Annotated in this window: 23 protein-coding genes; 11 read left to right on the top strand and 12 right to left on the bottom strand. The window is 74.1% G+C overall.

Annotated features, from left to right (window positions below; genetic code table 11):
* Positions 1 to 24: 24 nt before the first annotated feature.
* From V5O46_RS08140 to V5O46_RS08125, 4 genes are read right to left on the bottom strand one after another with little or no spacing between them, the layout of a single operon-like run.
* Positions 25 to 1,134: an NAD(P)H-dependent flavin oxidoreductase gene (locus V5O46_RS08140; protein ID WP_332883797.1), complete on the bottom strand. Its 1,110-nt coding sequence runs from the start codon at positions 1,132 to 1,134 to the stop codon at positions 25 to 27.
* Positions 1,131 to 1,904, bottom strand: a complete 774-nt coding sequence (locus tag V5O46_RS08135; protein WP_332883796.1) for a CoA-transferase subunit beta — start codon at positions 1,902 to 1,904, stop codon at positions 1,131 to 1,133. Before V5O46_RS08135 ends, V5O46_RS08140 begins: the two co-directional genes overlap by 4 nt.
* The gene (locus V5O46_RS08130) at positions 1,901 to 2,755 is read right to left on the bottom strand and encodes a CoA transferase subunit A (RefSeq protein ID WP_332884120.1); all 855 of its coding nucleotides are present in this window, start codon (positions 2,753 to 2,755) and stop codon (positions 1,901 to 1,903) included. The genes V5O46_RS08135 and V5O46_RS08130 overlap by 4 nt, the downstream gene beginning before the upstream one ends.
* A 53-nt stretch (positions 2,756 to 2,808) precedes the next feature.
* Positions 2,809 to 3,582, bottom strand: a complete 774-nt coding sequence (locus V5O46_RS08125; protein ID WP_332883795.1) for an enoyl-CoA hydratase family protein — start codon at positions 3,580 to 3,582, stop codon at positions 2,809 to 2,811.
* Between the two features lie 89 nt (positions 3,583 to 3,671).
* On the opposite strand from V5O46_RS08125, the gene V5O46_RS08120 reads away from it, so the two are divergent.
* Both V5O46_RS08120 and V5O46_RS08115 read left to right on the top strand, forming a co-directional pair.
* On the top strand, positions 3,672 to 4,448 hold the full coding sequence (locus tag V5O46_RS08120; protein ID WP_332883794.1) for an SDR family oxidoreductase: 777 nt from the start codon (positions 3,672 to 3,674) through the stop codon (positions 4,446 to 4,448).
* A 286-nt stretch (positions 4,449 to 4,734) separates the two neighbouring features.
* Positions 4,735 to 5,652, top strand: a complete 918-nt coding sequence (locus V5O46_RS08115) for an SDR family oxidoreductase (RefSeq protein WP_332883793.1) — start codon at positions 4,735 to 4,737, stop codon at positions 5,650 to 5,652.
* Positions 5,653 to 5,676: 24 nt separating this feature from the next.
* Here the strand turns inward: V5O46_RS08115 and V5O46_RS08110 are convergent, their stop codons facing one another.
* The 3 genes from V5O46_RS08110 to V5O46_RS08100 all read right to left on the bottom strand — a co-directional run bounded on the left by V5O46_RS08110 (position 5,677) and on the right by V5O46_RS08100 (position 7,064).
* The gene (locus V5O46_RS08110; RefSeq protein WP_332883792.1) at positions 5,677 to 6,429 is read right to left on the bottom strand and encodes a cation transporter; all 753 of its coding nucleotides are present in this window, start codon (positions 6,427 to 6,429) and stop codon (positions 5,677 to 5,679) included.
* On the bottom strand, positions 6,429 to 6,773 hold the full coding sequence (locus tag V5O46_RS08105; protein ID WP_332883791.1) for an ArsR/SmtB family transcription factor: 345 nt from the start codon (positions 6,771 to 6,773) through the stop codon (positions 6,429 to 6,431). The genes V5O46_RS08110 and V5O46_RS08105 overlap by 1 nt, the downstream gene beginning before the upstream one ends.
* A gap of 69 nt (positions 6,774 to 6,842) precedes the next feature.
* Positions 6,843 to 7,064, bottom strand: a complete 222-nt coding sequence (locus V5O46_RS08100) for a hypothetical protein (RefSeq protein WP_332883790.1) — start codon at positions 7,062 to 7,064, stop codon at positions 6,843 to 6,845.
* Here V5O46_RS08100 and V5O46_RS08095 point away from each other — a divergent pair.
* Genes V5O46_RS08095 through V5O46_RS08085 form a run of 3 tightly spaced genes read left to right on the top strand, consistent with a single transcriptional unit; the run spans position 7,057 to position 9,457 of the window.
* Entirely contained in the window at positions 7,057 to 7,404 is a 348-nt protein-coding gene (locus V5O46_RS08095) for a hypothetical protein (protein ID WP_332883789.1), read from the top strand. The two genes, V5O46_RS08100 and V5O46_RS08095, sit on opposite strands and share 8 nt — an antisense overlap.
* A 53-nt stretch (positions 7,405 to 7,457) precedes the next feature.
* Positions 7,458 to 8,147 carry a response regulator transcription factor gene (locus V5O46_RS08090; RefSeq protein ID WP_332883788.1) on the top strand — a complete coding sequence of 230 codons (690 nt, stop codon included), beginning with the start codon at positions 7,458 to 7,460 and terminating at the stop codon, positions 8,145 to 8,147.
* The gene (locus tag V5O46_RS08085; RefSeq protein WP_332883787.1) at positions 8,144 to 9,457 is read left to right on the top strand and encodes a sensor histidine kinase; all 1,314 of its coding nucleotides are present in this window, start codon (positions 8,144 to 8,146) and stop codon (positions 9,455 to 9,457) included. Before V5O46_RS08090 ends, V5O46_RS08085 begins: the two co-directional genes overlap by 4 nt.
* A 24-nt stretch (positions 9,458 to 9,481) precedes the next feature.
* Here the strand turns inward: V5O46_RS08085 and V5O46_RS08080 are convergent, their stop codons facing one another.
* Complete coding sequence (locus V5O46_RS08080) at positions 9,482 to 10,375, bottom strand: CAP domain-containing protein (RefSeq protein ID WP_332883786.1); 894 nt, start codon at positions 10,373 to 10,375, stop codon at positions 9,482 to 9,484.
* A 423-nt stretch (positions 10,376 to 10,798) separates the two neighbouring features.
* Here V5O46_RS08080 and V5O46_RS08075 point away from each other — a divergent pair, with 423 nt between their 5' ends.
* The gene (locus V5O46_RS08075) at positions 10,799 to 12,859 is read left to right on the top strand and encodes a discoidin domain-containing protein (RefSeq protein ID WP_332883785.1); all 2,061 of its coding nucleotides are present in this window, start codon (positions 10,799 to 10,801) and stop codon (positions 12,857 to 12,859) included.
* Positions 12,860 to 12,870: 11 nt separating this feature from the next.
* On the opposite strand, the gene V5O46_RS08070 is transcribed toward V5O46_RS08075, so the two are convergent.
* The gene (locus V5O46_RS08070; RefSeq protein ID WP_332883784.1) at positions 12,871 to 14,913 is read right to left on the bottom strand and encodes a SpoIIE family protein phosphatase; all 2,043 of its coding nucleotides are present in this window, start codon (positions 14,911 to 14,913) and stop codon (positions 12,871 to 12,873) included.
* Positions 14,914 to 14,989: 76 nt separating this feature from the next.
* Entirely contained in the window at positions 14,990 to 15,475 is a 486-nt protein-coding gene (locus V5O46_RS08065) for a DUF1269 domain-containing protein (RefSeq protein ID WP_332883783.1), read from the bottom strand.
* Between the two features lie 179 nt (positions 15,476 to 15,654).
* Between V5O46_RS08065 and V5O46_RS08060 the strand changes: the two genes are divergently transcribed.
* The 5 genes from V5O46_RS08060 (at position 15,655) to V5O46_RS08040 (ending at position 21,101) form a co-directional block, all read left to right on the top strand.
* Positions 15,655 to 16,830: a PP2C family protein-serine/threonine phosphatase gene (locus V5O46_RS08060; RefSeq protein ID WP_332883782.1), complete on the top strand. Its 1,176-nt coding sequence runs from the start codon at positions 15,655 to 15,657 to the stop codon at positions 16,828 to 16,830.
* 37 nt (positions 16,831 to 16,867) lie between these two features.
* Positions 16,868 to 18,280: a dihydrolipoyl dehydrogenase gene (lpdA, locus tag V5O46_RS08055; RefSeq protein ID WP_332883781.1), complete on the top strand. Its 1,413-nt coding sequence runs from the start codon at positions 16,868 to 16,870 to the stop codon at positions 18,278 to 18,280.
* A gap of 87 nt (positions 18,281 to 18,367) precedes the next feature.
* Positions 18,368 to 19,081 carry an ArsR/SmtB family transcription factor gene (locus V5O46_RS08050; protein WP_332883780.1) on the top strand — a complete coding sequence of 238 codons (714 nt, stop codon included), beginning with the start codon at positions 18,368 to 18,370 and terminating at the stop codon, positions 19,079 to 19,081.
* Between the two features lie 118 nt (positions 19,082 to 19,199).
* The gene (locus V5O46_RS08045; protein WP_332883779.1) at positions 19,200 to 20,543 is read left to right on the top strand and encodes an MFS transporter; all 1,344 of its coding nucleotides are present in this window, start codon (positions 19,200 to 19,202) and stop codon (positions 20,541 to 20,543) included.
* Between the two features lie 99 nt (positions 20,544 to 20,642).
* A complete protein-coding gene (locus V5O46_RS08040; RefSeq protein ID WP_332883778.1) occupies positions 20,643 to 21,101 on the top strand; it encodes a GNAT family N-acetyltransferase in 459 nt (152 codons plus the stop codon).
* 10 nt (positions 21,102 to 21,111) lie between these two features.
* On the opposite strand, the gene V5O46_RS08035 is transcribed toward V5O46_RS08040, so the two are convergent.
* Entirely contained in the window at positions 21,112 to 21,627 is a 516-nt protein-coding gene (locus V5O46_RS08035) for a hypothetical protein (protein ID WP_332883777.1), read from the bottom strand.
* Positions 21,628 to 21,769: 142 nt separating this feature from the next.
* Positions 21,770 to 23,425, bottom strand: a complete 1,656-nt coding sequence (gene abc-f, locus V5O46_RS08030; RefSeq protein WP_332883776.1) for a ribosomal protection-like ABC-F family protein — start codon at positions 23,423 to 23,425, stop codon at positions 21,770 to 21,772.
* Positions 23,426 to 23,454 lie beyond the last annotated feature (29 nt).

Below are 23,454 nucleotides of genomic sequence, written 5' to 3'. Positions count from 1 at the left end.
CGGCACCCGTCACGCCGGCACCCGTCACGCCGGGGACCGGTCGCCGCGGCCCCGCCCGCCCGCTCCGGGCAGCTGGTCCAGCACCGCGTGCGCCTCGGCCACGATCCGCGCGACCAGCTCCGCACAGGACGGCAGATCCTCGATCACCCCGGCGACCTGCCCCGCGGCCATCACCCCGAGATCGGTGCGGCCGTCCACCATGGAGGCCTTCAGCAGCATCGGGGTGCTGGCGGCGAGCAGCACCTGGCTCCACGTCAGCTCCCTGCCGTGCCGCATCGCCAGTCCGTCGCGGACCAGCCGCGCCCAGCCCGTGCCGGACTCGCGCCGGAAGGCCGCCGCGTGCCGGGCGGCGCGCACCAGCGCGGCGGCCCGGCCGGAGCGCTCCAGGGCGTCCACCAGGTCGGTGCGCAGCATCCGGTGCGGCAGGCCGTCCACCTTGTCGGTGACGGTGACGTCCGCGACCTGTGCCGCCAGGTACCGGGCCTTGACCGCGTCGGGCACGGGGCTGTCGGAGGTGAGCAGGAACCGGGTGCCCATGGCGATGCCCGACGCACCGTAGGCGAGCGCCGCCACCAGCCCCCGCCCGTCGTGGAAGCCGCCGGCCGCGATCACGGGGATGTCCACCGCGTCCACCACCTGGGGCACCAGCACCGAGGTGGCCACCCTCCCGGTGTGCCCGCCGCCCTCCGCGCCCTGCACCAGCACGGCGTCCGCGCCCCACTCCGCGACCTTCTCGGCATGCCGCCGCGCCCCAACGGACGGGACCACGACCACGCCCGCGTCCTTGAGCCGGGCGATCAGCCCGCGGGACGGCGCGAGCGCGAACGAGGCGATCCGCACGCCCTCCTCGACGACGACCCGCACCCGCTCGGGCGCGTCCGAGGCGTCCGCCCGCAGATTGACCCCGAACGGTGCGTCCGTACGGGACGTCACCTCACGGACCGCGGAGCGCAGCCGGGCGACGCTCATCGTGGCCCCGGCGAGGATGCCCAGCGCGCCGGCCTCGGCGGTGGCCGTGACCAGGCGGGGGCCGGCCACCCAGCCCATGCCGGTCTGCACGACGGGGTGCCGGACGCCGGCGAGTCCGGTCAGCCGGGTCGGCAGCGTGGGCCCGGAGGCGGCGGGGCCGCTCATCCCGGGACCTCCCGTCCCCGCAGCCCGGTCGGGTCGATCACCTCGCGGATCAGCCGCAGCTCCTCGGCCGTGGGCGTGCGGGTGTACGGCACCTCGTCGGGGACGGCGAGGGCGAAGCCGGTGGCCCCGGTCACCTGGTCCACCGTCACCCCCGGGTGCACCGACCGCAGCCGCATCCGGCCGTCCGGGGTGGCGAAGTCGAGCACGCCCAGGTCGCTGACGACCTCGCGGAGACGGTGGTGGCGGGTGGCGGACGGACCGGCCGCCGCGGCCCGGTCGTGGCCGACGCCGCAGACCAGGTCCACCCGCTCCACGAAGACCCGCCTCGAGTGCCGCGGGACCCAGTAACTCGTCGGGTTGTTCAGGGTGTTCACCGGGGCGCCGCGCACCCCCAGCAGCTGGCGCGCCGGCCGGGCCCAGTCGCCGATGCAGGAGATGTTCTGGTTGCCGTAGCGGTCGAGCTGGGCGGCGCCCATCATCACATGCCGCCGCCCGGTGGCGACCAGGGCCAGGTGCCGGCGGTACGGCAGCCAGCCCTCCACGGCCCCCGCCCGGCCGCCCAGCGCCGGTACGTCGCCGACCAGCAGCGCCTCGCCGTCGGTGAGCAGCAGCTCCGGCGCGAAGGTGAGCCGCGCCAGCCGGGCCCCGACCGTCGGCACGGTGCCCATGGGGGCCGCGAGCACCTCGCCCGCACCCCGCCAGGCCTCGGCACAGGCCACCGCGCAGTACTCGGCCCGGGTCACCGCGGGGGCCGCCGCCGTGTCGTTCATTCCTCCGCCTCCCGTTCGCCGTACGCCGCCACCGCGGCCCGGTAGCCCCTCTCGCCACCGGACAGGAACCGCTCGCTGAACGCCCGCCACGCCCCGGGGTCCCGGGCAGCCGCGGCGTAGGCCCGCTGGAACGCCTCGTCACGGTCGTAGTCCGGGGCGCAGGAGGTGAAGTGCGCACCGTGCGGGGCCTCCACCACGCCGGTCACGAACGCGCGCCCGACCAGCAGCGTCTGCGGGCCGTGCGCGGCGAGCAGTTCGGCGGTGTCCACGATCCGCTCGCAGGAGACGTACGCGGCGTCGGCGGCCTCGCAGAACAGGTCGTCGAAGTACGGGTCGGGGCCGAGGTACTGACCGTTGCCGTGCCGGTCGGCGCGGTTGAGATGGACCAGCGCCGCGTCCAGCCGCAGGGCGGGGACCGCGACCAGTTCCTCGCCGTCCCCGTACGGGGACCTGACGGTGCGCAGACCGGGGTTCACCGTCATCACGTCCGAGCCGAGACCGGCCCGCACCGGCAGGAACGGCAGCCGCTGCCCGCCCGCGGTCAGCCCCCACAGGAACATCGCCTCGTCCAGCTCCGTCAGCTCGAACGCGCCGCGCTGCCGGGCCGCCGTGAAGTGCGGCTCCAGGGGGACCGAGTCCAGGGTGACGAACGGCGCGACCAGCCTGCGGATCCGCCCCGAGGCGGCCAGCAGCCCTACGTCGGGGCCGCCGCAGGAGACCACGGTCAGATCGGTGACGTCCGACCGCAGCAGCGCCCGCACCAGCGCCATCGGCTTGCGCCGGGAGCCCCAGCCGCCGATGCCGACCGTCATGCCGCTCGCCAGCCGCCCGACCGCCTCCTCGGCGGTCATCGTCTTGTCCCTGCGCCCGTGTCCGGCTCCGCCCGTGTGCCCGTCGTCGCTCCTCACGCCCGTCGCTCCCGTCCCGTCCGTCCGGTGTCCTCCGTGCCGAAGGCGCCCCGTACCCGGTCGGCGACGCCGGTGAGACCGGCCTCGAAGGTGAATCCCTGCTCGAAGCGGTAGCTGCGGCGGACGTCCACCGGATCGATCCCGTTGATCGCGGCCTTGGCCAGCCGGAGCAGCGTCCCGTCCTTGGCGGCGATCTCCCGGGCCAGCTCCAGGGCCGCGTCCGCCAGCCGCTCGCGGGGCACGACCCGCCACACCGAGCCGTAACCGTGCAGTTCGGCCGCGGTGACCGTGCGCGAGGTGTAGTACAGCGTCCGCATCAGATGCTGGGGGACCAGCCGCGCGAGGTGGGTCGCGGCACCGAGCGCGCCCCGGTCCAGCTCCGGCAGGCCGAACGTGGCGTCCTCGGAGGCGATCACGGCGTCCGCGTTGCCGACCAGACCGATGCCGCCGCCCAGGCAGAAGCCCTGCACGGCGGCGACCACCGGAACCTCGCAGTCGTAGACCGCGCCGAACGCCTCGTAGCAGCCGCGGTTGGCGCCGACCAGGGCGCTGTGCCCGGCCGTGCGCTGCAACTCCTTGATGTCGACACCGGCGTTGAACCCGCGTCCGGCGGCGGTGAGCACCACGCAGCGCACCTGCGGATCGGCGCCGGACGCGCGTACGGCGGCGGCCAGGTCGTACCAGCCCCGCACCGGCAGGGCGTTGACCGGTGGAAAGTCCACCGTGACCACCGAGATGCCCGCCTGCGGGGCGGAGGTGGAGACACCCATGAGCAGACCCGCCACCTTCCACCAAACGTTTGTTAGGTGCACGCTAGGTGCAAGGTAGCAGTGGTCCGCGCACCGCGGGAGGGTGCCAAGTGGCAACAGTCATCGACCTGTCGGGACGTGTGGTGCTGGTGACCGGCGGCACCCGCGGGATCGGCGCGGGCATCGCCCGCGGGTTCCTCGGGGCCGGTGCGGAGGTGGTGACCTGCGCACGACGGCCGCCCGACCGGCCCGTCGAGGCGGCCGGACGCCGGGCCCGCTTCCTGCCCGCCGACGTGCGCGACCCGGACGCGGTGGACGGGCTCCTCGCCCGGGTCCGGCACGAGCACGGCCGGCTCGACACCCTGGTCAACAACGCCGGAGGCAGCCCGTACCGGCTGCTGGACGAGGGCGGCGCCACCCGCCACGCCCGGGTCGTCGAACTCAACCTCCTCGCCCCGCTGACCGTCTCGCTCGCCGCCTACGAGGTGATGCGCAGGCAGCCCGACGGCGGCTCCGTCGTGATGATCGGCAGCGTCAGCGGCACCCGCCCCTCGCCCGGCACCGCCGCCTACGGCGCCGCCAAGGCGGGCCTGGCCAGCCTGGCCCGCTCCATGGCCGTCGAGTGGGCGCCGCGGGTACGGGTCAACACCCTGGTCGTCGGCATGGTCCGTACCGAACGGTCCCATCTGCACTACGGGGACGGGGACGGCGTCGCCGCGGTCGGCCGCACCGTGCCCCTGGGCCGGCTCGCCGAGCCCGCCGACATCGGCGACGCCTGCGTCTTCCTCGCCTCCGACTGCGCGGCCTACATCACCGGTGCCGCGCTGCAGATCCACGGCGGCGGGGAGCGCCCCGCCTTCCTCGACGCCGCCACCGTCAACCACTGACCCGCCGCTCCCACCGGGCCGCGCCACAGCAGCCCGTGCCGGACGCGCCACAGCAGCCCCGCGGCAGGGAGGCAGGACCCGTCCTGACTCCCTCCCCCTCCTGGAGGAGGGGGATTCCTGCGGCTCGCGCCGCAGGGCTGCCGCCCCATCAGTTCGTGACGTGGTACGGGCAGTCGGGGGGGCGCGGGTCCGCCCTGGCGGCGAACCGGCTTTCCCCGCCCTGCTCCGCAGGAGCTTCATTTCCTTCCCTGCCTGACGGCAGGGGTATCCACGAAGGAGAGACCAGATGGCCGGACTGTGCACCGGACGCGTCGCCGCCGTCACCGGGGCGGGCCGCGGCCTCGGCCGCGCCCATGCCCTGGCCCTCGCCGCCGAGGGCGCCCGGGTCGTCGTCAACGACCTCGGCGTCGGGCCGGACGGCACCGGCGGCGGCGCCTCGGGGCCCGCCCAGCGGGTCGTCGACGAGATCCGCGCGTCCGGTGGCGAGGCGGCGGCGCACACCGGCGACATCGCGACCACCGCCGGTGCGTCATCACTGGTCACGACCGCACTGGAGGCCTTCGGCCGACTGGACACCCTGGTCAACAACGCCGGGTTCCTGCGCGACCGCATGCTCGTCAACCTCGGCGAGGACGACTGGGACGCGGTGCTGCGCGTGCACCTCAAGGGCCACTTCCTGCCCCTCAAGCACGCCGCAGCGCACTGGCGTTCCGAGATGAAGGCCGGCCGCGCACCCGAGGCCCGCGTGGTCAACACGGGGTCCGGCGCCGGGCTGCTGGGCAGTGTCGGCCAGGGCAACTACTCCGCGGCCAAGGCCGGCGTCATCGGCCTGACCCTGGTCGCCGCCGCCGAACTGGGCCGCTACGGCGTGCAGGTGAACGCCGTCGCCCCGGCCGCCCGCACCAGGATGACCGAGTGGACGTTCGCCGAGGCGATGACCGCGCCCGCCGACGGCTTCGACGCCATGGCCCCGGATAACGTCTCGCCGCTGGTCGTCTGGCTGGGCTCCGCCGAGTGCACGGGTGTGACCGGCCGCGTCTTCGAGGCCGAGGCCGGCCGGATCACCGTCATGGAGGGCTGGCGTCCCGGCCCGACCGCCGACCGGGGAGCCCGCTGGACTCCGGCGCAGGCGGGGGAGGCGGCACGGGAACTCCTCGCGCGCGCCGAGCCGCCCCGGCCGGTGTACGGGGCCACGGCGCCGTGACGCGGGCCGGGGCGGACCCGGCGGTCAGGCGCAGCAGTCGCAGCCGGGCCTGCAGCCGCACGGGTCCGGCACCGCGGCGACGGGCGTGGCGGCCCCGACGGGCGTGGCGGCAGCGGCCGGCGGCGCGGTGGCGACCGGCGGGGCGCAGCAGCCCTTGCCCTGCCGGGCGTCGCGGCCCTCCCTGACGGCGACGGCGGCGATGAGGAGCGCGGCGACCGGGTCGGCCCAGGACCAGCCGAGGGTGGCGTTCAGGAGCAGTCCGGCGAGCAGGACCGCCGACAGATAGGTGCACAGCAGCGTCTGCTTGGAGTCGGCGACCGCGGAGGCGGAGCCCAGCTCGCGACCGGCCCGGCGCTGGGCCGCGGACAGGAAGGGCATCACGGCCAGGGACAGGGCGGCGATCACGATGCCCGGTGGCGAGCTCTCGGCCGCACCGGAGCCGGTCAGCGCACGGACCGCGTCGACGGCGACGTAGGCGGCCAGCGCGAAGAAGGAGAAGGCGATGATCCGCAGCGCGGCCTTCTCCCGGGCCTGCCGCACGGCGTGGTCACGGGCGGAGAACTGCCAGGCGACCGCCGCGGCCGAGGACACCTCGATCACGGAGTCCAGGCCGAAGCCGATCAGCGCGGAGGAGGACGCCATGGCGCCGGCGGTGAGGGCGACGACCGCCTCCACGGCGTTGTAACCGATGGTCACGGCGACCAGCAGGCGTATCCGGCGGGTCAGTGCGTCGCGGCGGGCCGGTGTCAGGACCGGCCCGAGGGATGCCGTCGTCATCAGCAGCAGCCCTTCTGCTCCGCGTCGCCACAGGTCCCGTCCGTCCGGTCGGTCTCCACCGCCACCACGGCGGTGCGCAGGTCGTCGAGCGCGTGCCCGAGGCGGTCGTCGGCCAGTTCGTAGCGGGTGCGGCGCCCGTCGGGCACGGCGACGACCAGACCGCAGTCGCGCAGACACGCGAGGTGGTTGGAGAGCCGGGTGCGGGAGATCCCGAGCGCATCGGCGAGGTCGGAGGGGTGGGCCGGAGCTTCGCGCAGGGCCAGCAGGAGCCGGCAGCGGATCGGATCGGCGAGCGCGCGGCCGAACCGGGCCAGCACCTCGATGTCGGAGGCAACAGTCAGCACGAGCACGACAATACAGAGAATCCTGAATTCAGGAAACCCTGAACTGTCGGGGGCCGCGGGAGAGCGGCGTCAGAACGAGATCTCGCGGACGCTCGCCCGGTCCTGCGGCACCGACGTGGCGGTGACCTCCGACCGGTGGCGGCTTCCGGAGAACGTCACCGTGAGTGTCTCGGGGCCGCTCTGCTCGGTGCTCACGGTGAAGCCCTCGTTCGGCACCGCCGAGATCAGGCACACGTCCTCCGCGCCGAAACGCACGGTCACCTTGCCGCCCTCGGACGGCACCGTGAACACACCGGCCCCGCCCTCCGTGCACTGCGGGCCGGTCGTGGCCGGCTGCGTCGCGGGCGGCGTCGCCCGCCGGGACGGGGACGGCGCCGCGGGCGTCGTCGGCTGCCGTGTCGTACGCGTCGGCGTCGGGGCGGGTGCCGTCGTGCTCCTGGCCGGCGTCGGACTGGCGGAGGGGGAGGCGGCGGCGCTACGGGACGGCGACGGCCGCGGCGGCGCCGGCAGCTCCTTCGGTGCCGACTGGGCGACCGGTGCCGTCGGCCGGGTCGAGCCCACCACGAAGTGGATGGTGGCGATGACGGCCGTGACACTCGCCGTCGTGCAGGACAGCCAGATGATCAGATAGCGCAGGAGGCGGGACACGACACCATACTGGCGGACCGGCTAACGTGCCTGCCCATGGCCTCCGTACTTGTCGTCGAGGACGACCCTGTGATCCGGGCCGCGTTGATCGACGTCCTGACCGGGCACGGCTACGCGGTGAAGACCGCGCACCAGGGTTTCGAGGCGCTGCGCGAGATCACCCAGACCCCGCCGGACATCGTGGTGCTCGACCTCGGCCTGCCCGACCTCGACGGACTCGATGTGCTGCGGATGATCCGCGGAGTCTCCCGCGTACCCGTGCTCGTCGCCACCGCCCGCGACGACGACACCGAGATCATCCGGCTGCTCAACGCCGGTGCCGACGACTACATGGTCAAGCCGTTCTCCGGCGGCCAGCTCGCCGCCCGCCTCGGCGCCGTGCTGCGCCGCTCCGCGCCCGCCGAGGTCCGGGCCGCGCGGGAGTCCGTGCTGCACGTCGACGACCTCCGCATCGACCCGACCGCCCGCACCGCGCACCTGGCCGGACACGAGCTCCCCCTCACCCGCCGCGAGTTCGACCTGCTCGCCTATCTCGCAGCCAACGCCGACCAGGTCATCTCCCGGCAGCGGATACTCGCCGAGGTGTGGCAGCAGCCGTACCTGGAGGACCAGACCGTCGACGTCCACCTCTCCGCACTCCGCCGGAAAATGGGGGAGAAGGCGCGCAACCCCCGCTATCTGCACACCGTCCGAGGTATCGGCATCAAACTGGTCAGCACGCCATGAGACGTGCCCTCGCCGGGATCGCCCTGGCCGTCACCTCCATGGTCGCGCTGTCCTTCCTCATACCCCTCGCGCTGCTGGTCCGCGAGCAGGCCCGGGACCAGGCCACCACCGTCGCCGAACAGCGCGCCGCCGCCCTGTCGCCGGTGCTCGCCCTGACCACCGAGCGCGCCGACGTCCAGCAGGCCGTCGCCGAACTCGGCTCGGCCGACCAGCTCGCGGTCCGGCTGCCCGACGGCGGACTCGTCGGCACCCCGCACGCCCCCCGAGAGGCGCTGGAGCGGGCCGTGCGGGGACGCGAGACACTCGCCGTGGACACCGCGGACGGCTGGGTCTACCTGCAGCCGGTCGTCCTCCCGCGCGACCGGGTCGCGGTGGTGGAGGCGTATGTCCCGGCCGCCGACCTGTCCCGCGGGGTGGCCGCGTCCTGGGGCGTGATGGCCCTGCTCGCGCTGGGCCTGGTCGGCGGGTCGGTGCTGGTCGCCGACCGGCTCGGCGCCCGCGTCGTCCGCTCCTCGCGCGGCCTCAAGCGCGCCTCGCTCGCCCTGGGCTCCGGCGACCTCGACGTACGGGTGGAGCCGGACGGCCCGCCCGAGCTGCAGGAGGCGGGGGCGGCGTTCAACACCATGGCCGACCGGGTGGTGGACCTGCTCGCCGTCGAACGCGAACTGGTCGCCGACCTCTCCCACCGGCTGCGGACCCCGCTGACCGCCCTCTACCTGGAGGCCGACCGGATGGGCGCGACGCCCGGCGCCCGGCGGGTCACCGAGGCCGCCGCCCAGCTGGAGAGCGAACTCGACTCGATCATCACCGCGGCCCGGACGCCGCTGGCCGCCACCCAGCTCGGCGGGGGCGCCGCACCGGCCGCCGCGAAGCCGTGCGACACCACCGAGGTGGTCGCCGTGCGGCTGGACTTCTGGTCGGTGCTCGCCGCCCAGCAGGACCGGCCCTGCGAGCGGTACTTCACCCCGCGCCCCACCCCCGTGCGCTTCCCCGAGGACGACCTCGCGGCCGTCGTGGACGCCCTGATCGGCAACGTCTTCCGGCACACCCCGCAGGGCACCGCCTTCGCCGTCCGGGTGGAGCGCGCCGCCGGGCACGTCCTGCTCACGGTCGACGACGCCGGACCGGGCGTCGCGGATCCCGGGGCGGCGCTCACCCGGGGCGTCAGCGTCGGCGGCTCCACCGGCCTCGGCCTGGACATCGTCGCCAGGGCCGCCCGCGCGGCCGACGGCGAACTGACCATCACCCGCGCGCCGATGGGCGGCGCACGCGTGCAGGTGTCGTTCGCCCTGGCCGGTCCGGAGCGGTGAACCCGGCGCACGGGCCCCGGGAGCTCAGCGGCTGGTGCCGAAGTTCTGCGTCCACCACGGGCCGCCGTCACCGAAGTGGACCCCGACGCCCAGCTCCTTGAAGGCGCAGTTGAGGATGTTGGCGCGGTGCCCGGAGCTGTTCATCCAGGCCTTCATGACCGAGGCCGCGTCCGCCTGCCCCCGGGCTATGTTCTCGCCCAGCGTGGACCACCGGTAGCCGGCCGCCTCCACCCGGGTGGTCATCGTGGAACCGTCGGGGCCGGTGTGGGACATCACGCCGCTCGCGGCCATCACATCGCTGTAGTCGTCCGCGGCCCGGGTCAGCCGGTCGTTGGCGGTGACCGGCGAGCAGCCGGCGGCCGCCCGCTCCTCGTTGACCAGCGCGAGCACCTGCGCCTCGGGCCCGCCGTCGGACGACCCGCCGTCCGAGGACCCGGACCCCGAGGACCCGGACCCCGAGGACCCGGAGTCCGCGCCGGCCCCCGTCCCCGAGCCCGCCTGCGCCGAGCCGCCGCCGCTCCCGGAGCCGGACCGCTCGCTCGTCTTCCTCGCCTCCTCGGTCACGGAGGGCTTCGGCGCGGGTGCGGCCGTCCTCGTCGGGCTCGCCGTCCCCTCCGGGCTCGCCCCGGGCCCGGTGCTCGCACTCGGGGAACCCGACGAGGTACTCGGGCTCGCGGCCGGCGAGGCGAGCGGAGAGGCCCCGCCCGCCGCGGTCTCGTCGGCGCCCGCCGTCTCCAGGGCACCGCTCGCGGCCACCTGGTCCGAACGGTCCCCGCCGTCACCGCCCGAGGTGGCCACCACGAACCCGGCACCGGCCGTCACCGCGACGACCCCGAGGACCACGGCGGTGTTGCGTGCCCGCCCGCCCTTGGGGCGGGCGTGCGAGCGGGACGGTCGGTCGGCCCGGCGAGTTCCCATGTGTACGACACCTCGGTCAGTCGGTCGGAGATCAAGACCCGGTGGACGCCGACGGCGCCCACCGGGACTGTGGGGGGTTGCCGTGAGCCTAGGACGGAGACGATGCGCAAACCGCCCTTCGAAGGTCATCTTCAAGAACCCTTAAGGAAGTCGACAGAGTCCGCTGAGGTGGCTTCCCGCGGCGGCCCGGCCCGAACCCCGAGGGCCGCGCACGACGCGCGGCGCGGACTCGGTGTGCGCCGGGGGCGCGAATCCGCCGCCGGAACGCCGTGCCGCCCGCCTCTTGACTCCTTGTGCAACAGTGGCGATCCTCGTCCCACCCATTGCGCCGGTCATGACAACTCCGCCTCCCGGGGAGCGGAAACGAGCCCCGGCGGCTCGGCCCGTCGACCGTGCCATCCCGCCGACCGAGGGACGTGGCCCGTGACCCCTGCTCGACGCCCGCACCGCCGACGGACCGGTGTCACCGTCGTCTCGCTGCTCCTGCTGCTGGTCACGGCCCTCGCACCCGCCCCGAGCGCCGCGGCCGGAGGCGACTGGTGGATCCCGGCCGCGCGCCCGGCACCGGACTCGCAGATCGATGTCACCGGCGAGCCGTTCACCGGCACCAACGCCGCCGGCGAGGTCCGCGGATTCGTCGACGCCCACAACCACCTGATGTCCAACGAGGCCTTCGGCGGCAGGCTGATCTGCGGCAAGACGTTCTCCGAGGACGGCATCGCCGACGCCCTGAAGGACTGCCCTGAGCACTACCCCGACGGCACGCTGGCGATCTTCGACTTCATCACCAACGGAGGGGACGGCCGGCACGACCCGGACGGCTGGCCCACCTTCGAGGACTGGCCCGCCCACGACTCCCTGACCCACCAGCAGAACTACTACGCCTGGGTGGAACGGGCCTGGCGCGGCGGCCAGCGCGTGCTCGTCAACGACCTCGTCACCAACGGTGTGATCTGCTCCGTCTACTTCTTCAAGGACCGCAGCTGCGACGAGATGACGTCGATCCGGCTCCAGGCGAAGCTGACCTACGACCTCCAGGCCTACATCGACAGGATGTACGGCGGACCCGGCAAGGGCTGGTTCCGCATCGTCACCGACAGCGAGCAGGCCCGTGACGTCATCGAACAGGGCAGACTCGCGGTGATCCTGGGCGTGGAGACCTCCGAGCCGTTCGGCTGCAAACAGATCCTCGACATCGCGCAGTGCAGCAAGGAGGACATCGACAAGGGGCTGGACGAGCTGTATGCACTCGGCGTGCGCAGCATGTTCCTCTGCCACAAGTTCGACAACGCGCTGTGCGGGGTCCGCTTCGACTCCGGCGCCCTCGGCACGGCCATCAACGTCGGGCAGTTCCTGTCCACCGGAACCTTCTGGAGGACCGAGAGGTGCACCGGCCCGCAGCGCGACAACCCCATCGGCCTGGCCGCCGCACCCGGGGCGGAGAAGAAGCTCCCGGCGGGCGTCGGCGTCCCCGCCTACGACTCCGACGCCCGGTGCAACGTCCGCGGTCTCACCGACCTCGGCGAGTACGCCGTACGCGGCATGATGCAGCGCAGGATGATGCTCGAGATCGACCACATGAGCGTCAAGGCGACCGGCCGGGTCCTGGACATCTTCGAGGCCGAGTCCTACCCCGGCGTGCTGTCCTCGCACAGCTGGATGGACCTGAACTGGACCGAACGCGTCTACGGACTGGGCGGGTTCATCGCCCAGTACATGCACGGCTCCGAGTCCTTCAGCGCCGAGGCGGAGCGCACCGACGCGCTGCGCGACGAGTACGGCGTGGGCTACGGCTACGGCACCGACATGAACGGCGTCGGCGGCTGGCCCGCCCCGCGCGGCGCCGACACCGCCAACCCGGTCACCTACCCCTTCCGCAGCGTCGACGGCGGCTCCGTCATCGACCGGCAGACCACCGGCGAGCGCACCTGGGACCTCAACACCGACGGTGCCGCCCACCACGGACTCGTCCCCGACTGGATCGAGGACATCCGGCTCGTCGGCGGCCAGGACGTCGTCGACGACCTCTTCCGCGGCGCCGAGTCCTACCTCGACACCTGGGGCGGCACCGAGCGGCACCGCGCCGCCGACAACCTCGCCGCCGGGGCACCGGCCACCGCCAGTTCGACCGAGTGGAACCCCTTCACCAGCTATGCCCCGGGGCGGGCCGTCGACGGCCGCCGCAGCACCCGCTGGGCCAGCCACTGGAGCGACGACCAGTGGCTGCGCATCGACCTGGGCGGCACCCACCGGGTCGGCCGGATCACCCTCGACTGGGAACGCGCCTACGGCAGGTCGTACCGGATCGAGGTCTCCACCGACGGCGAGCGGTGGCGCACCGTCTGGTCCACCACCGCCGGCGACGGCGGTCTGGACACCGCCCGCTTCCCGGCCGTACCCGCCCGGTACGTCCGCCTGCACTTCCTGGACCGCGGCACCGGCTGGGGCTACTCGCTGCACGAGGCGGGCGTCCACAGCCACTGACCCCGGCCGTGTCACAGCAGCTGCTCCGCCCAGATCGTCTTGTCCTTGGGGCTGTGCCGCACGCCCCAGCGGGAGCAGAGCTGCGTGACGATGTGCAGACCCCGGCCGCCCTCGTCGGTGTCGCGGGCCTGGCGCAGATGCGGGCTGGCGCTGTTGGCGTCGGTGACCTCCGACAGCAGCCGGCCCAGGTCGTGGATGAGCCGCAGCCGGATCGGGCCCCGGCCGTAGCGGACGGCGTTGGTCACCAGCTCGCTCACGATCAGCTTCGTGGTGAAGACCGTCTCGTCGAGCTGCCAGGCGCGGAGCTGCTGCTCAACCAGCCGGCGCGCCGTCGCCACCACGGAGGGGTCGGAGGGGAGGGTCCAGTCCGCGACCTGGTCCTCCGGCAGCGCCCGCGTCCGCGCCAGCAGCAGGACGGCGTCCTCGTCACGGGACGGGGCGAGGTGGTACACGGCCGCGTCGCACAACTCCTGCAGCGGCTGTGCGGTCGACGCGAGCACGTGCTCGAGGCGGCTCCTGGCGTCGGGGCCGTCGTGGTGCGCGGCGAGCAGGCCGGGGGAGTACAGGGCGAGCAGGCTGCCGGCGGGCAGCCGGACGGCGGCGGGCAGATACGCCCGGCTGCCGCCCTCGCCGAGGGCCGGGCCCGCCGGCACCTCCACGGGGAGGGGCGAGCCGTCCGGGTCCAGCAGCACCGGCGCCGGATGGCCCGCCCGGACGAGGCTGCAGTGGCGGGAGACGGGGTCGTAGACGGCGATCGCACAGCTCGCCACGTTGCCGGAGGAAGAACCGCCGGCAGCGGGGCCGCCCGAGGGCCGGTCCGTGAGCAGGGAGGCCACCTCGTCCAGATGGGTGAGCAGCTCGTCCGTCTCCAGGTCCTGCATGGCGAGCGCGCGCAGCGCCACCCGGAGCTGCCCCATGGTGGCCGCGGCGTCGATGCCGTGCCCCTCGACAGCCCCGACCACCAGCGCCACCCGGGCGCCGGACAGCGGGACGACGTCGAACCAGTCCCCGCCGGCGCTCTCCGGCAGATACACGTGCGCGGTCTCCACAGCGGTCAGCTCCGGCACCGTCCCCGGCTGGAGCCTGCGCTGGAGTGTGGACGCCACCGTGTGCTCGCGCTGGTAGCTGTAGGCGTTGGCCAGATGGACCGAGGCGGTGAAGCCCACCTGCCGGGCCACCTCCAGGTCCGCCCCGACGAACGGGTCGGGCCGGTTCCGGTACACCGTGAGCAGGCCCAGCACCTGCTCCCGGGCCACCAGCGGGACCACGATCATCGAGTGGATCCCGGCCGTGCGCAGCGGTGCGAAGGTGCCGGGGGCGGACGCCAGCCACGGTGAGTCGTCCGCCACCGCCAGCAGGCGGGGCTGGGCGTCGTTCAGCGCCTGGGTATAGGGGGAGGGGAACGGGAAGGCGGTGCTCTCGCCGTCCGTCCGGATGGTCGCGGGGGAGGCCGCGGGGGCGAAGGCGCTCCGGCGCAGCGGTGTGTCCGCCGGGACCTGCCCGGGAGCGGGCAGTGACGTGCCGGGCGGGTTGTCCATCAGGTCGACGGCCGCGGCGTCCGCGAACTCCGGGACGAGTGCCTCGGCCAGTTCCCCGGCGGTGGTGCGCGGGTCGAGCGTCGAACCGACCGACTCGTACACGGTGCCGAGCAGGGCGAGGCGGTCGTCCGCCGCCTGCCGGTCCGTCACGTCCTCCACCACGGCGACCAGCCCGCCCACCCGGTCCCCGCCCGCGCGCAGGGGGAAGAGCGACACCTCGACCGTGAGGGTACGGCGCGGCTCCGACGGTGCGTGCCCCCGCACCAGATGACCCCGGACCGGCTTGCCGGTGGACAGGACCTCGCCGATCAGGATCCGCAGCTCGTCCGGGGCGAAGCCCCGGGCGAACTCCTCGACGCTGTGACCCACGATGTCCTCGGCGGGCAGCTCCCGGACCCCGCGCCCGGGGCGGTACCGCACGACCCGCTGTTCGGAGTCCAGGACGTACAGGCCCAGCGGCGAGTCGCTGAACAGGGAGTCCAGTACCACCGAGTCGTCGAGCCGGCCGGCATCCACGGCAGCCTCCAGGATTCGCGGGGCGCCTCCTCGGCCCGTGAGGATCGCCTGTCAGGTCCGCGACGGTCGAGTGTCCTCACTCCGCGAAGATCTCGCGCAGCTTCGCCTCCCTTGCGCTGTCCAGGTTGGACTGCAGCAGCTGGGCGTGACCGGCCGGGAAGGCCTCCCGCACCCGGTCGACGACGGCGTCCTGGGAGAGCAGGAAGAGCGCCGAGGTGCCCGGTGTCACCTCCGACTTGACCGACTCGATGAAGTCGTCGTCGATGCCGACGTCGGCCATCTTGCCGCCGAGGGCGCCCGCCGCGGCGCCGACGGCCGCGCCGAGCAGCGGCATCAGGAAGATCAGCCCGAACAGCATGCCCCAGAACGTGCCCGACAGGGCGCCCGCACCCGCGAGGTTGTGCAGCTGCTTGGTCCTCGGCTTCGCCGCGCCCTCGGGCCAGCTGGCCACGGCCGCGTCCAGAACCTTGATGAGCTGCTGCTTCTGCAGCCGGAGCAGGGTGTCCTCCGCGGCTGCCGCCCCCTCGGGCGTGTCGAACTTCCAGACGGTCAGGGTGGCCATGGGTCCTCCGATGACGTGCGGTCGGATGACGAGCGGTCGGACGGGCCGACGTTCTCAAGTAAACGTTCCCGGCGCACGGCCCGCACATCGCGCGGCCCCGATCGGCCGTCGCGCGGCCCCTTTCGGCCCCGGCCCGGTCTCCTCGGGCGCCGGGCCGGGATGAGGTGTATCCAGGACTTATGGTTCCTCGGGGATTCAGCAAAGATCTCCGGCTGCCGGAGGAGCCGCGTCATGCGCTGCTGGCCGTGCCGATCGCGCTGATCGCGATCGTCACGGTGGTCGACATCCTCGCCCCGGCCAGGGTCCATCTCGGGCCGTTCCTGGTCGCCGCACCCGCGGTGACCGCCTCGTTCGCGGGGCCCCGGACGACCGGGGCCATCGGCGCGCTCGCCGTGCTGGCGCAGGCCTTCGTCGCGATCGTCCGCACCAGCCTGGTCGACCTGAACCACTCCTTCCAGCTCATCGCGCTCATTCTGATCTCGTCGTTCGTGACCCTGTTCGCCTACTGGCGCGAGCGCCGTGAGGAGGAGCTGACCCGGCTGCGGTCGGTGGCGGCGGCGGCCCAGGGCGTCGTGCTCAAGCCGCTTCCGCGGCGGATCGGGCCGCTGCGCATCGCCTCCGTCTACCTCTCCGCGGAACGCGAGGCCGAGATCGGCGGCGATCTCTACGCCGCCGCCCGTACGGCGCAGGGCACCCGGTTCGTCGTCGGCGACGTCCGGGGCAAGGGCCTGGAGGCGGTCGGAGACGCCGCCCTGCTGCTCGGCGCGTTCCGCAGCGCGGCCCACCGTCAGTCCGACCTGTCCGAGCTGGTCGCCTTCCTGGAGGGCACCGTCTCCTCGGACCTGGACGACCCCGCGGCACCCGAGGAACGGCAGGAGCACCGCGGCGAGGCGTTCATCACCGCCGCCGTGCTCGACATCCCGAACGACGAACCCGCCCTGCACCTGATCAGCTGCGGCCACCCTCCGCCCCTGATGGTGCGCGCCGGCCGGGTCCGTCCGCTCGAGGTCGCCCGCCCGGCACCGCCCCTCGGCCTCACCGGGTTCGTGGCCGCGGACCCCACGGCGGAGACGTTCGCCTTCGAACCCGGCGACATCGCCCTGCTCTACACCGACGGCGTGATCGAGGCCCGCGACGGCGCCGGCACCTTCTACCCGCTCCCCGAACGAGTGGCCGGCATGACCGGCCAGAGCCCCGAGGCCCTGTTGGCCCGGCTGTGCCAGGACCTGATGCGGCACGCGGGCGGCCATCTGGGGGACGACGCGGCCATGGTGGCGATCGAGCGGATGCCGGACGGCGCGGAACCGGCCCCGCCGCGGGAAGCGGTTGCGGGAGGCGGTCCGGCGCATGGATGATCTCGGTGGAGGCCGGCCCCACGGAGAAGGGATCCCCATGCCCGAGCAGGACGAGCGCTTCGATGTCGTGGTCCTCGGAGCAGGGCCGGGCGGCTATGTCGCCGCGATCCGCGCCGCACAGCTGGGCAAGCGTGTGGCCGTGGTCGAGGAGAAGTACTGGGGCGGCGTGTGCCTGAACGTGGGCTGCATCCCCAGCAAGGCGCTGCTGCGCAACGCCGAGCTGGCCCACATCGTCACCCGCGAGGCGAAGACCTTCGGCATCAGGGTCGACGGGCAGGTCACCTTCGACTACGCGGAGGCGTTCCGCCGCAGCCGCAGGGTCGCCGACGGCCGGGTCAAGGGCGTCCACTACCTGATGAAGAAGAACGGGATCACTGAGTACGACGGGCGCGGCACCTTCCTCGACCCGCACACGCTCCAGGTCGCCGGCTACGACGGCGGGACCCGCACGATCGGCTTCGACCACTGCATCATCGCCACCGGCGCCACACCGAAGCTGCTGCCCGGCACCCGCCGCAGCGCCCGCGTGGTCACGTTCGAGGAACAGATCCTCGCCGAGGAACTGCCGCGGTCGATCGTCATCGCGGGCGCCGGGGCGATCGGTGTCGAGTTCGCCTATGTGCTGCACAACTACGGAGTGAAGGTCACCGTCGTCGAGTTCCTGGACCGCATGACCCCGCTGGAGGACGCCGACGTCTCCGCCGAGCTCGCCAAGCAGTACCGGCGCCTCGGCATCGACGTGCTCACCTCCACCCGGGTCGACGCCATCGACGAGTCCGGCCCCCAGGTCCGGGTCACCGTCACCGCCAAGGACGGCTCCCGGCAGGTCCTGGAGGCCGACAAGGTGCTCCAGGCCATCGGCTTCGCGCCCAACGTCGAGGGCTACGGCCTGGACAGGACCGGCGTACGCGTCACCGACGGCGGCGCGATCGAGGTGGACGGCCGGTGCCGCACCTCCGTCCCGCACATCCATGCCATCGGCGACGTCACCGCCAAGCTGATGCTGGCGCACGCCGCGGAGGCCATGGGTGTGATCGCCGCCGAGACCCTCGCGGGCGCGGAGACGATGGAGCTGGACTACGCGATGATCCCGCGCGCCACCTACTGCCAGCCGCAGATCGCCGGCTTCGGCTACACCGAGGCCCAGGCCCGCGAGCTGGGCCACGACATCAAGGTGGCCAAGTTCCCGTTCACCGCGAACGGCAAGTCCCACGGGCTCGGGGACCCCACCGGCTTCGTCAAGCTGATCAGTGACACCCGGTACGGCGAGCTGCTCGGCGGCCACCTCATCGGCCCGGACGTCACCGAGCTGCTGCCCGAGCTGACGCTCGCTCAGCAGTGGGACCTCACCGTGCACGAGGTCGCGCGCAACGTCCATGCCCACCCGACCCTGGGCGAGGCGGTCAAGGAAGCGGTGCACGGGCTGGCCGGCCACATGATCAACATGTGAGGCCGGCCGAGGAGCGTCCGCCGGGGATCATCTACGGTATTCCATGGATCTATGGAAGATGCACGTCGGTCCCCGGAGGAGGCTGTCTTGGCGGAGACCACCACCCCGCGCTCGCAGACCCGGCTCTACGACGCCTTCGCGCTCAGCGGCAAGGCGCTGGCCAGCGGAAAGCGCCTGGAGCTGCTCGATCTGCTGGCCCAGGGCGAGCGCAGCGTCGATGCGCTGGCCAGGGCGGCGGGGCTGAACCTGACCACCGCCTCCGCACATCTGCAGACCCTCAGGCAGGCCGGCTTCGTCGCCACGCGCCGCGAGGGTGTGCGCATCCACTACCGGCTGGCCGGCGACGACGTCGCCCGGCTGCTCGCGCTGCTGCGCACGGTCGCCGAGAACCACCAGGCCGCCGTCGCCGCAGCCCGTGACGCCTACCTGGGCGGCGCCGCCGCGGCGGAGGCCGCCCGGGTCACGCGGGAGGAACTGCGTGCCCGTGTCGCCGCGGGGGACACGGTGGTGCTGGACGTGCGTCCGGTGGAGGAGTACCTGGCGGGGCACATCCCCGGCGCCCTCTCCATCCCGGTCGGTGAACTCGCCGACCGCATCGGCGAACTGCCCCGGGACTGCGACATCGTCGTCTACTGCCGCGGCGAGTACTGCGTCCTGGCCTACGACGCGGTCCGCCTGCTCACCGACCGCGGGCGGCGCGCCGTCCGGCTCTACGACGGCATGCTCGGATGGCGCCTGGCCGACCTGCCCGTCGACGCGGGCGACCTGGTACGACCCCAGGGCCCGCCCCGCGCGGAGTGACCCGCGGACGCCTGAGGCACCACACCTGTCCCGGTCCCCGCAGTGCGCCCTGCCCCGCCTCCCGGGGGCATCCCGGAGGCCACCCCGCCGACGCCGGCCCACCACCGAAGGAACGTTCGTGACGAGCACCGCCCCGGCGGACACCGCCGAAATATCCGCGCCGCCCGAGGCTCAGCGCCGCGTCCTCACCGTCCTGGTGGTCTCCCAGGTCCTCAGCGGTGCCGGGCTCGCGGCCGGCATCACCGTGGGGGCGCTGCTCGCACAGGACATGCTCGGCTCCGCCGATCTGGCGGGCCTGCCCAGCACCCTGTTCACCGCGGGATCCGCACTCGCCGCCGTGGCCGTCGGCCGGCTGTCCCAGGCCCGCGGCCGCCGCCCCGGCCTCGCCGCCGGGTATCTCACCGGCGCCGTCGGCAGCGCCGGAGTCATCGCCGCCACCGTCGCCGACCAGCCCGTCCTGCTGTTCCTCGCCCTGTTCGTCTACGGCGCCGGCACCGCCACCAACCTCCAGGCCCGCTACGCCGGGGCCGACCTCGCCGCCCCCGCCCACCGGGCCCGCGCCGTGTCCACCGTGCTCGTCGCCACCACCCTCGGCGGGGTGGTCGGCCCCAACCTCGCCGCTCCCACCGGCGACCTCGCCGACACCCTGGGCATCCCGCCGCTCGCCGGTCCCTTCCTCCTGGCCGGCGTCGCCTACGCGCTCGCGGCCCTCGTCCTGGCCGTCCGGCTGCGCCCCGACCCGCTGCTGCTCGCCCGCCGCCTCGACAGCCGGCGCCGCGCCGCGGTCAGCGCCACGCGGGCCGCGGCCGAGCGGGACACCGCAACCCCCGGGGCCGGCCCGGACGGTGACGGCCCGCCGGCCCCGGAGGACCCGCGGCGGCCCGGGCTGATGCTGGGTGCGCTGACCATGATCCTCACCCAGCTCGTCATGGTCGCGATCATGACCATGACCCCGGTCCACATGCACGACCACGGCCACGGCACCGCAGCCTCCGGCCTCGTCATCGCCATCCATGTCGGCGCCATGTACCTGCCATCGCCGCTGACCGGCTGGCTCGTCGACCTCACCCACGCCCGGTTCCGCTCACCCGGGGGCGCCCCCGTCGGCCGTGTCGCCGTGGCCGCCGCCTCGGGCCTCACCCTGCTCGCCGCCGGGATCCTCGCCGCCGTGGCCCCCGGCGACTCCGTGGCCCTCCTCGCCCTGGCCCTGGCCCTGCTCGGACTGGGCTGGAACTTCGGCCTGGTCTCCGGCACCGCGATGATCACCGACGCCGTGCCGCTCGCCACCCGGGCCAAGACCCAGGGCACGGTCGACGTCGCCATCGCCATCGCCGGCGCCACCGGCGGCCTCGCCTCCGGCCTCGTCGTCTCCGCGGCCGGCTACCCCGTCCTCGCGCTCACCGGCGGCATCCTCTCCCTGGCCGTCCTCCCCGCCGTCGCGGCCACGGCGAGCAGCCGTTGAGCGGGCCCGCCCGCGTCGCGGCCGAGCGCACGGACGGACGGCGAACCGCGGGGAGGACGGGGGCTCCCCTGCCCGCAGCGCGCCGGTAGCCTGGCGATCATGGCGGACTGGGAGACACGACCGGCCTCGGCGGCGGACGCCGAGGCGGTGGCCGAGTTGCGGGCGGTGGTGCTGCGGGCCGATCTGGAGCGGCTCGGGCGGTACGACGCGCAGCGGGTGCGGCAGCGGCTGCGGGACGGGTTCGCACCCACCCACACCTGGGTGATCGAGGTGGACGGCTCCTTCGCCGGCAGCGTGGCGCTGCCGCCGGCCGGTGACGCCCGCCGGCTGGAGCACTTCTACCTCGCCCCGCATCTGCAGGGCCTCGGCATCGGCACGGCCGTGCTCCGCGGACTCCTGGAGCGCTGCGACCGCGACGGCGTCCCGGTCCGGCTGAACGTGCTGCAGGGCAGCCCGGCCCGGCGGCTGTACGAGCGGCACGGGTTCACCGTCGAGACCGAGGACCCGGTGGACGTGTTCATGGTGCGCGAACCGTCCGCGACCGCGCGAGCGGCATGAAAGCGGTGTCTCAGCCGCCGCGCCCGCCCGCCGCCGCGACCGCGGCCCGGATCACGGCGGAGAGCCGCGCCGCGTCCTCGGTGTAGCCGGTCAGCAGCAGCCGGCCACCGCCCCGGATCCGGATGACGAGGTGCACGTCCCACCCCATCAGCCGCCCCAGAGCGTGGTTCTGACCCCGCTCCACCACGCTGCGGACCTCCGTCCAGGGCAGCACCCGGGTCTCCCCGGTCCGCCGGTGGACCAGCCCAGACTCCCGCAGGACGAAGACCTCGCCGTGCCGCTGCAGCGACCGCAGCCCGCTGGAGATGCCGCCGTAGAGCCCGATGAACGCGCCGCCCCACAGCAGCCCGGCCAGTCCCGTGCCCGTACCCTCCCCGGCGAAGACGGCGACGGTCACCGGGACCGCGACGGCCGCGAGGACCACACCGGCCACCAGGGCGACGACCGCTACGCGACCGCGCCGCCCGTTGTCCGTCGGATGGTTGCGGATGAAGGCACCCAGAGCGCGCTCCGCCTCCGTGGCCATGGACCCTCCCTCTGCGGCTGTTTCCGCATTGCGGCAAGTCTGCTGGGCGGCGGTCCGGGTGGCAATGGGCCGGAGGACCGGGCAACCGGGCGGGCAGGCCGGAGTGAGGACCGTTCGCGACGGGGGAGGACCCGAAGGGGTGTCAGCATCTGCGGCCGGCGTGCAGCTCCAGCCGATCCCCGTCGAAGCGTGCGCGGAAGTCGCGGTCGTGCGACACCACGACCACGGCTCCTGGGTAGGTCGCGAGCGCCGACTGAATGTCCTCGACCAGATCGAGGGCGATGTGGTTGGTCGGCTCGTCGAGGACGAGGAGGTCCGCGGGCCGGGTCACCAGGCGGGCGATCTGCAGCCGCCGCTGCTGTCCCGCGGACAGTGCGGCGACCGGGACGCCCAGGTCCTCCTCCCGGAACAGGCCCAGTGCCAGGAACTGTTCGGCGTACTCGTCCGGCAGCCCGGGCCGCCCGGCAGCGAACGCTTCGAGCAGCGGCAGTCGCGTGGAGCGCGCGGGCAGTTCCTGGGCGAGGTAGCCGATCCGGGCGGGGCGGCGTGCCGTGCCCGCGTCCGGCTCCAGGTCGCCCGCCACGACACGCAGGAGAGTCGTCTTGCCCGCCCCGTTCTCGCCCGTGACCAGTAGCCGCTGTCCGGGCGCGATCGCCAGGAGCCCGTCCAGACGCAGCCGCTCGCCGACCCGCACCCCGTCGAACTCGGCGAGGGCGGGACCCTGGGCGGGGCTGTCTGCCGCCGGCAGCGCCGGCGTGAAGCGGAGTGGAGCGGGCGGCTGCGCCACCGGGTTGCGCCGCAGCCGGGCCAGGCGCTCCCGGACGGAGCGCACCTGCCCGCCGAGCTTGGCCTCGCTGGACCGGCGGTGCTTGCCGAAGCCCTGCTTCGGGTCGCGGCCGGTGCCGGCCAGCCGCCTCCCTGCAGCCTCGAGCAGCTCTTCCATATGGGCCACTTCCTCGGTCCAGTCCGCGTACCGCTGCTCCGCGCCGCGCCGGGCGGCGGCCTTCGCGGCGCGGTAGCCGGCCCAGCCGTCGCCGTACCGGCGCACCGTGCGCTCGTCCCGGTCGACCTCGAGAATCGTGGTGGCGACGCGCTCCAGGAAGCCGCGGTCGTGGGTGACGGCGACGACGGTGCCGCGGTGCGCGCGCAGGCGGTCCTCGAGCCAGCGCACGGCCGCCGCATCGAGGTGGTTCGTCGGCTCGTCGAGCAGCAGCAGTTCGGGAGCGGCGGCCAGCACGCAGGCGAGTGCGAGCCTCGACTGCTCGCCGCCGGACAGCGATCCCAGTGCGCGGTCGCGGGCGATCCCGGCGAGCCCGAGCCCGTGGATTGCGGCATCCACGCGGGCGTCCGCCTCGTAGCCGCCGCGTTCCTCGTATGCGATCAGCAGTTCGCCGTAGGCGGCGAGGCCTTCTTCCGTCGCCGCTCCGAGGGTTTCCTCCGCCGCGCGCAACCGGCACTCCATGTCGCGCAGCTCGGCGAGGGCGAGGTCGACGGCGTCCTGTACGGTGCCGTCCGCATCGAGGTCGAGGGTCTGGGCGAGGTGGCCGATGCCGCCGGGGAAGCCGACGGTGATCTCCCCGGCGTCCGGCGTGTCGACCGCGGCGAGCAGCCGCAGCAGGGTGGACTTGCCGGAGCCGTTCTCGCCGATGACGGCAGCCTTCTCGCCCGGACGGACGGTGAAGCAGACCTGGTCGAGGACGGTCCGTGTGCCGTAGGACTTGGTGACGTCCTTGACGGACAGCTGTGCCACGGCAGCCGGGCCGACGGTCGGTACGGGGGTGTGGGCGCGGTCGCGCATCTGGCTTTCCCTGGGTGGACGAAGGGACT

The sequence above is a fragment of the Streptomyces poriticola genome (genome assembly GCF_036689765.1).
GTDB classification, from domain to species: Bacteria; Actinomycetota; Actinomycetes; order Streptomycetales; family Streptomycetaceae; genus Streptomyces; species Streptomyces poriticola.
The sequence above is the reverse complement of the archived record's forward strand: the minus strand, read 5'-3'. Positions and strand labels throughout refer to the sequence as shown.

What these genes read in the sequence shown, in the direction of transcription:
- V5O46_RS08140 (WP_332883797.1), bottom strand. Translation starts at nt 1,134, where the DNA reads ATGAGCGGCCCCGCCGCCTCCGGGCCCACGCTGCCGACCCGGCTGACC.
- V5O46_RS08040 (WP_332883778.1), top strand. Translation starts at nt 20,643, where the DNA reads ATGGCGGACTGGGAGACACGACCGGCCTCGGCGGCGGACGCCGAGGCG.
- V5O46_RS08135 (WP_332883796.1), bottom strand. Translation starts at nt 1,904, where the DNA reads ATGAACGACACGGCGGCGGCCCCCGCGGTGACCCGGGCCGAGTACTGC.
- V5O46_RS08080 (WP_332883786.1), bottom strand. Translation starts at nt 10,375, where the DNA reads ATGGGAACTCGCCGGGCCGACCGACCGTCCCGCTCGCACGCCCGCCCC.
- V5O46_RS08065 (WP_332883783.1), bottom strand. Translation starts at nt 15,475, where the DNA reads ATGGCCACCCTGACCGTCTGGAAGTTCGACACGCCCGAGGGGGCGGCA.
- lpdA (WP_332883781.1), top strand. Translation starts at nt 16,868, where the DNA reads ATGCCCGAGCAGGACGAGCGCTTCGATGTCGTGGTCCTCGGAGCAGGG.
- V5O46_RS08035 (WP_332883777.1), bottom strand. Translation starts at nt 21,627, where the DNA reads ATGGCCACGGAGGCGGAGCGCGCTCTGGGTGCCTTCATCCGCAACCAT.
- abc-f (WP_332883776.1), bottom strand. Translation starts at nt 23,425, where the DNA reads ATGCGCGACCGCGCCCACACCCCCGTACCGACCGTCGGCCCGGCTGCC.
- V5O46_RS08130 (WP_332884120.1), bottom strand. Translation starts at nt 2,755, where the DNA reads ATGACCGCCGAGGAGGCGGTCGGGCGGCTGGCGAGCGGCATGACGGTC.
- V5O46_RS08125 (WP_332883795.1), bottom strand. Translation starts at nt 3,582, where the DNA reads ATGGGTGTCTCCACCTCCGCCCCGCAGGCGGGCATCTCGGTGGTCACG.
- V5O46_RS08110 (WP_332883792.1), bottom strand. Translation starts at nt 6,429, where the DNA reads ATGACGACGGCATCCCTCGGGCCGGTCCTGACACCGGCCCGCCGCGAC.
- V5O46_RS08090 (WP_332883788.1), top strand. Translation starts at nt 7,458, where the DNA reads ATGGCCTCCGTACTTGTCGTCGAGGACGACCCTGTGATCCGGGCCGCG.
- V5O46_RS08060 (WP_332883782.1), top strand. Translation starts at nt 15,655, where the DNA reads ATGGTTCCTCGGGGATTCAGCAAAGATCTCCGGCTGCCGGAGGAGCCG.
- V5O46_RS08085 (WP_332883787.1), top strand. Translation starts at nt 8,144, where the DNA reads ATGAGACGTGCCCTCGCCGGGATCGCCCTGGCCGTCACCTCCATGGTC.
- V5O46_RS08115 (WP_332883793.1), top strand. Translation starts at nt 4,735, where the DNA reads ATGGCCGGACTGTGCACCGGACGCGTCGCCGCCGTCACCGGGGCGGGC.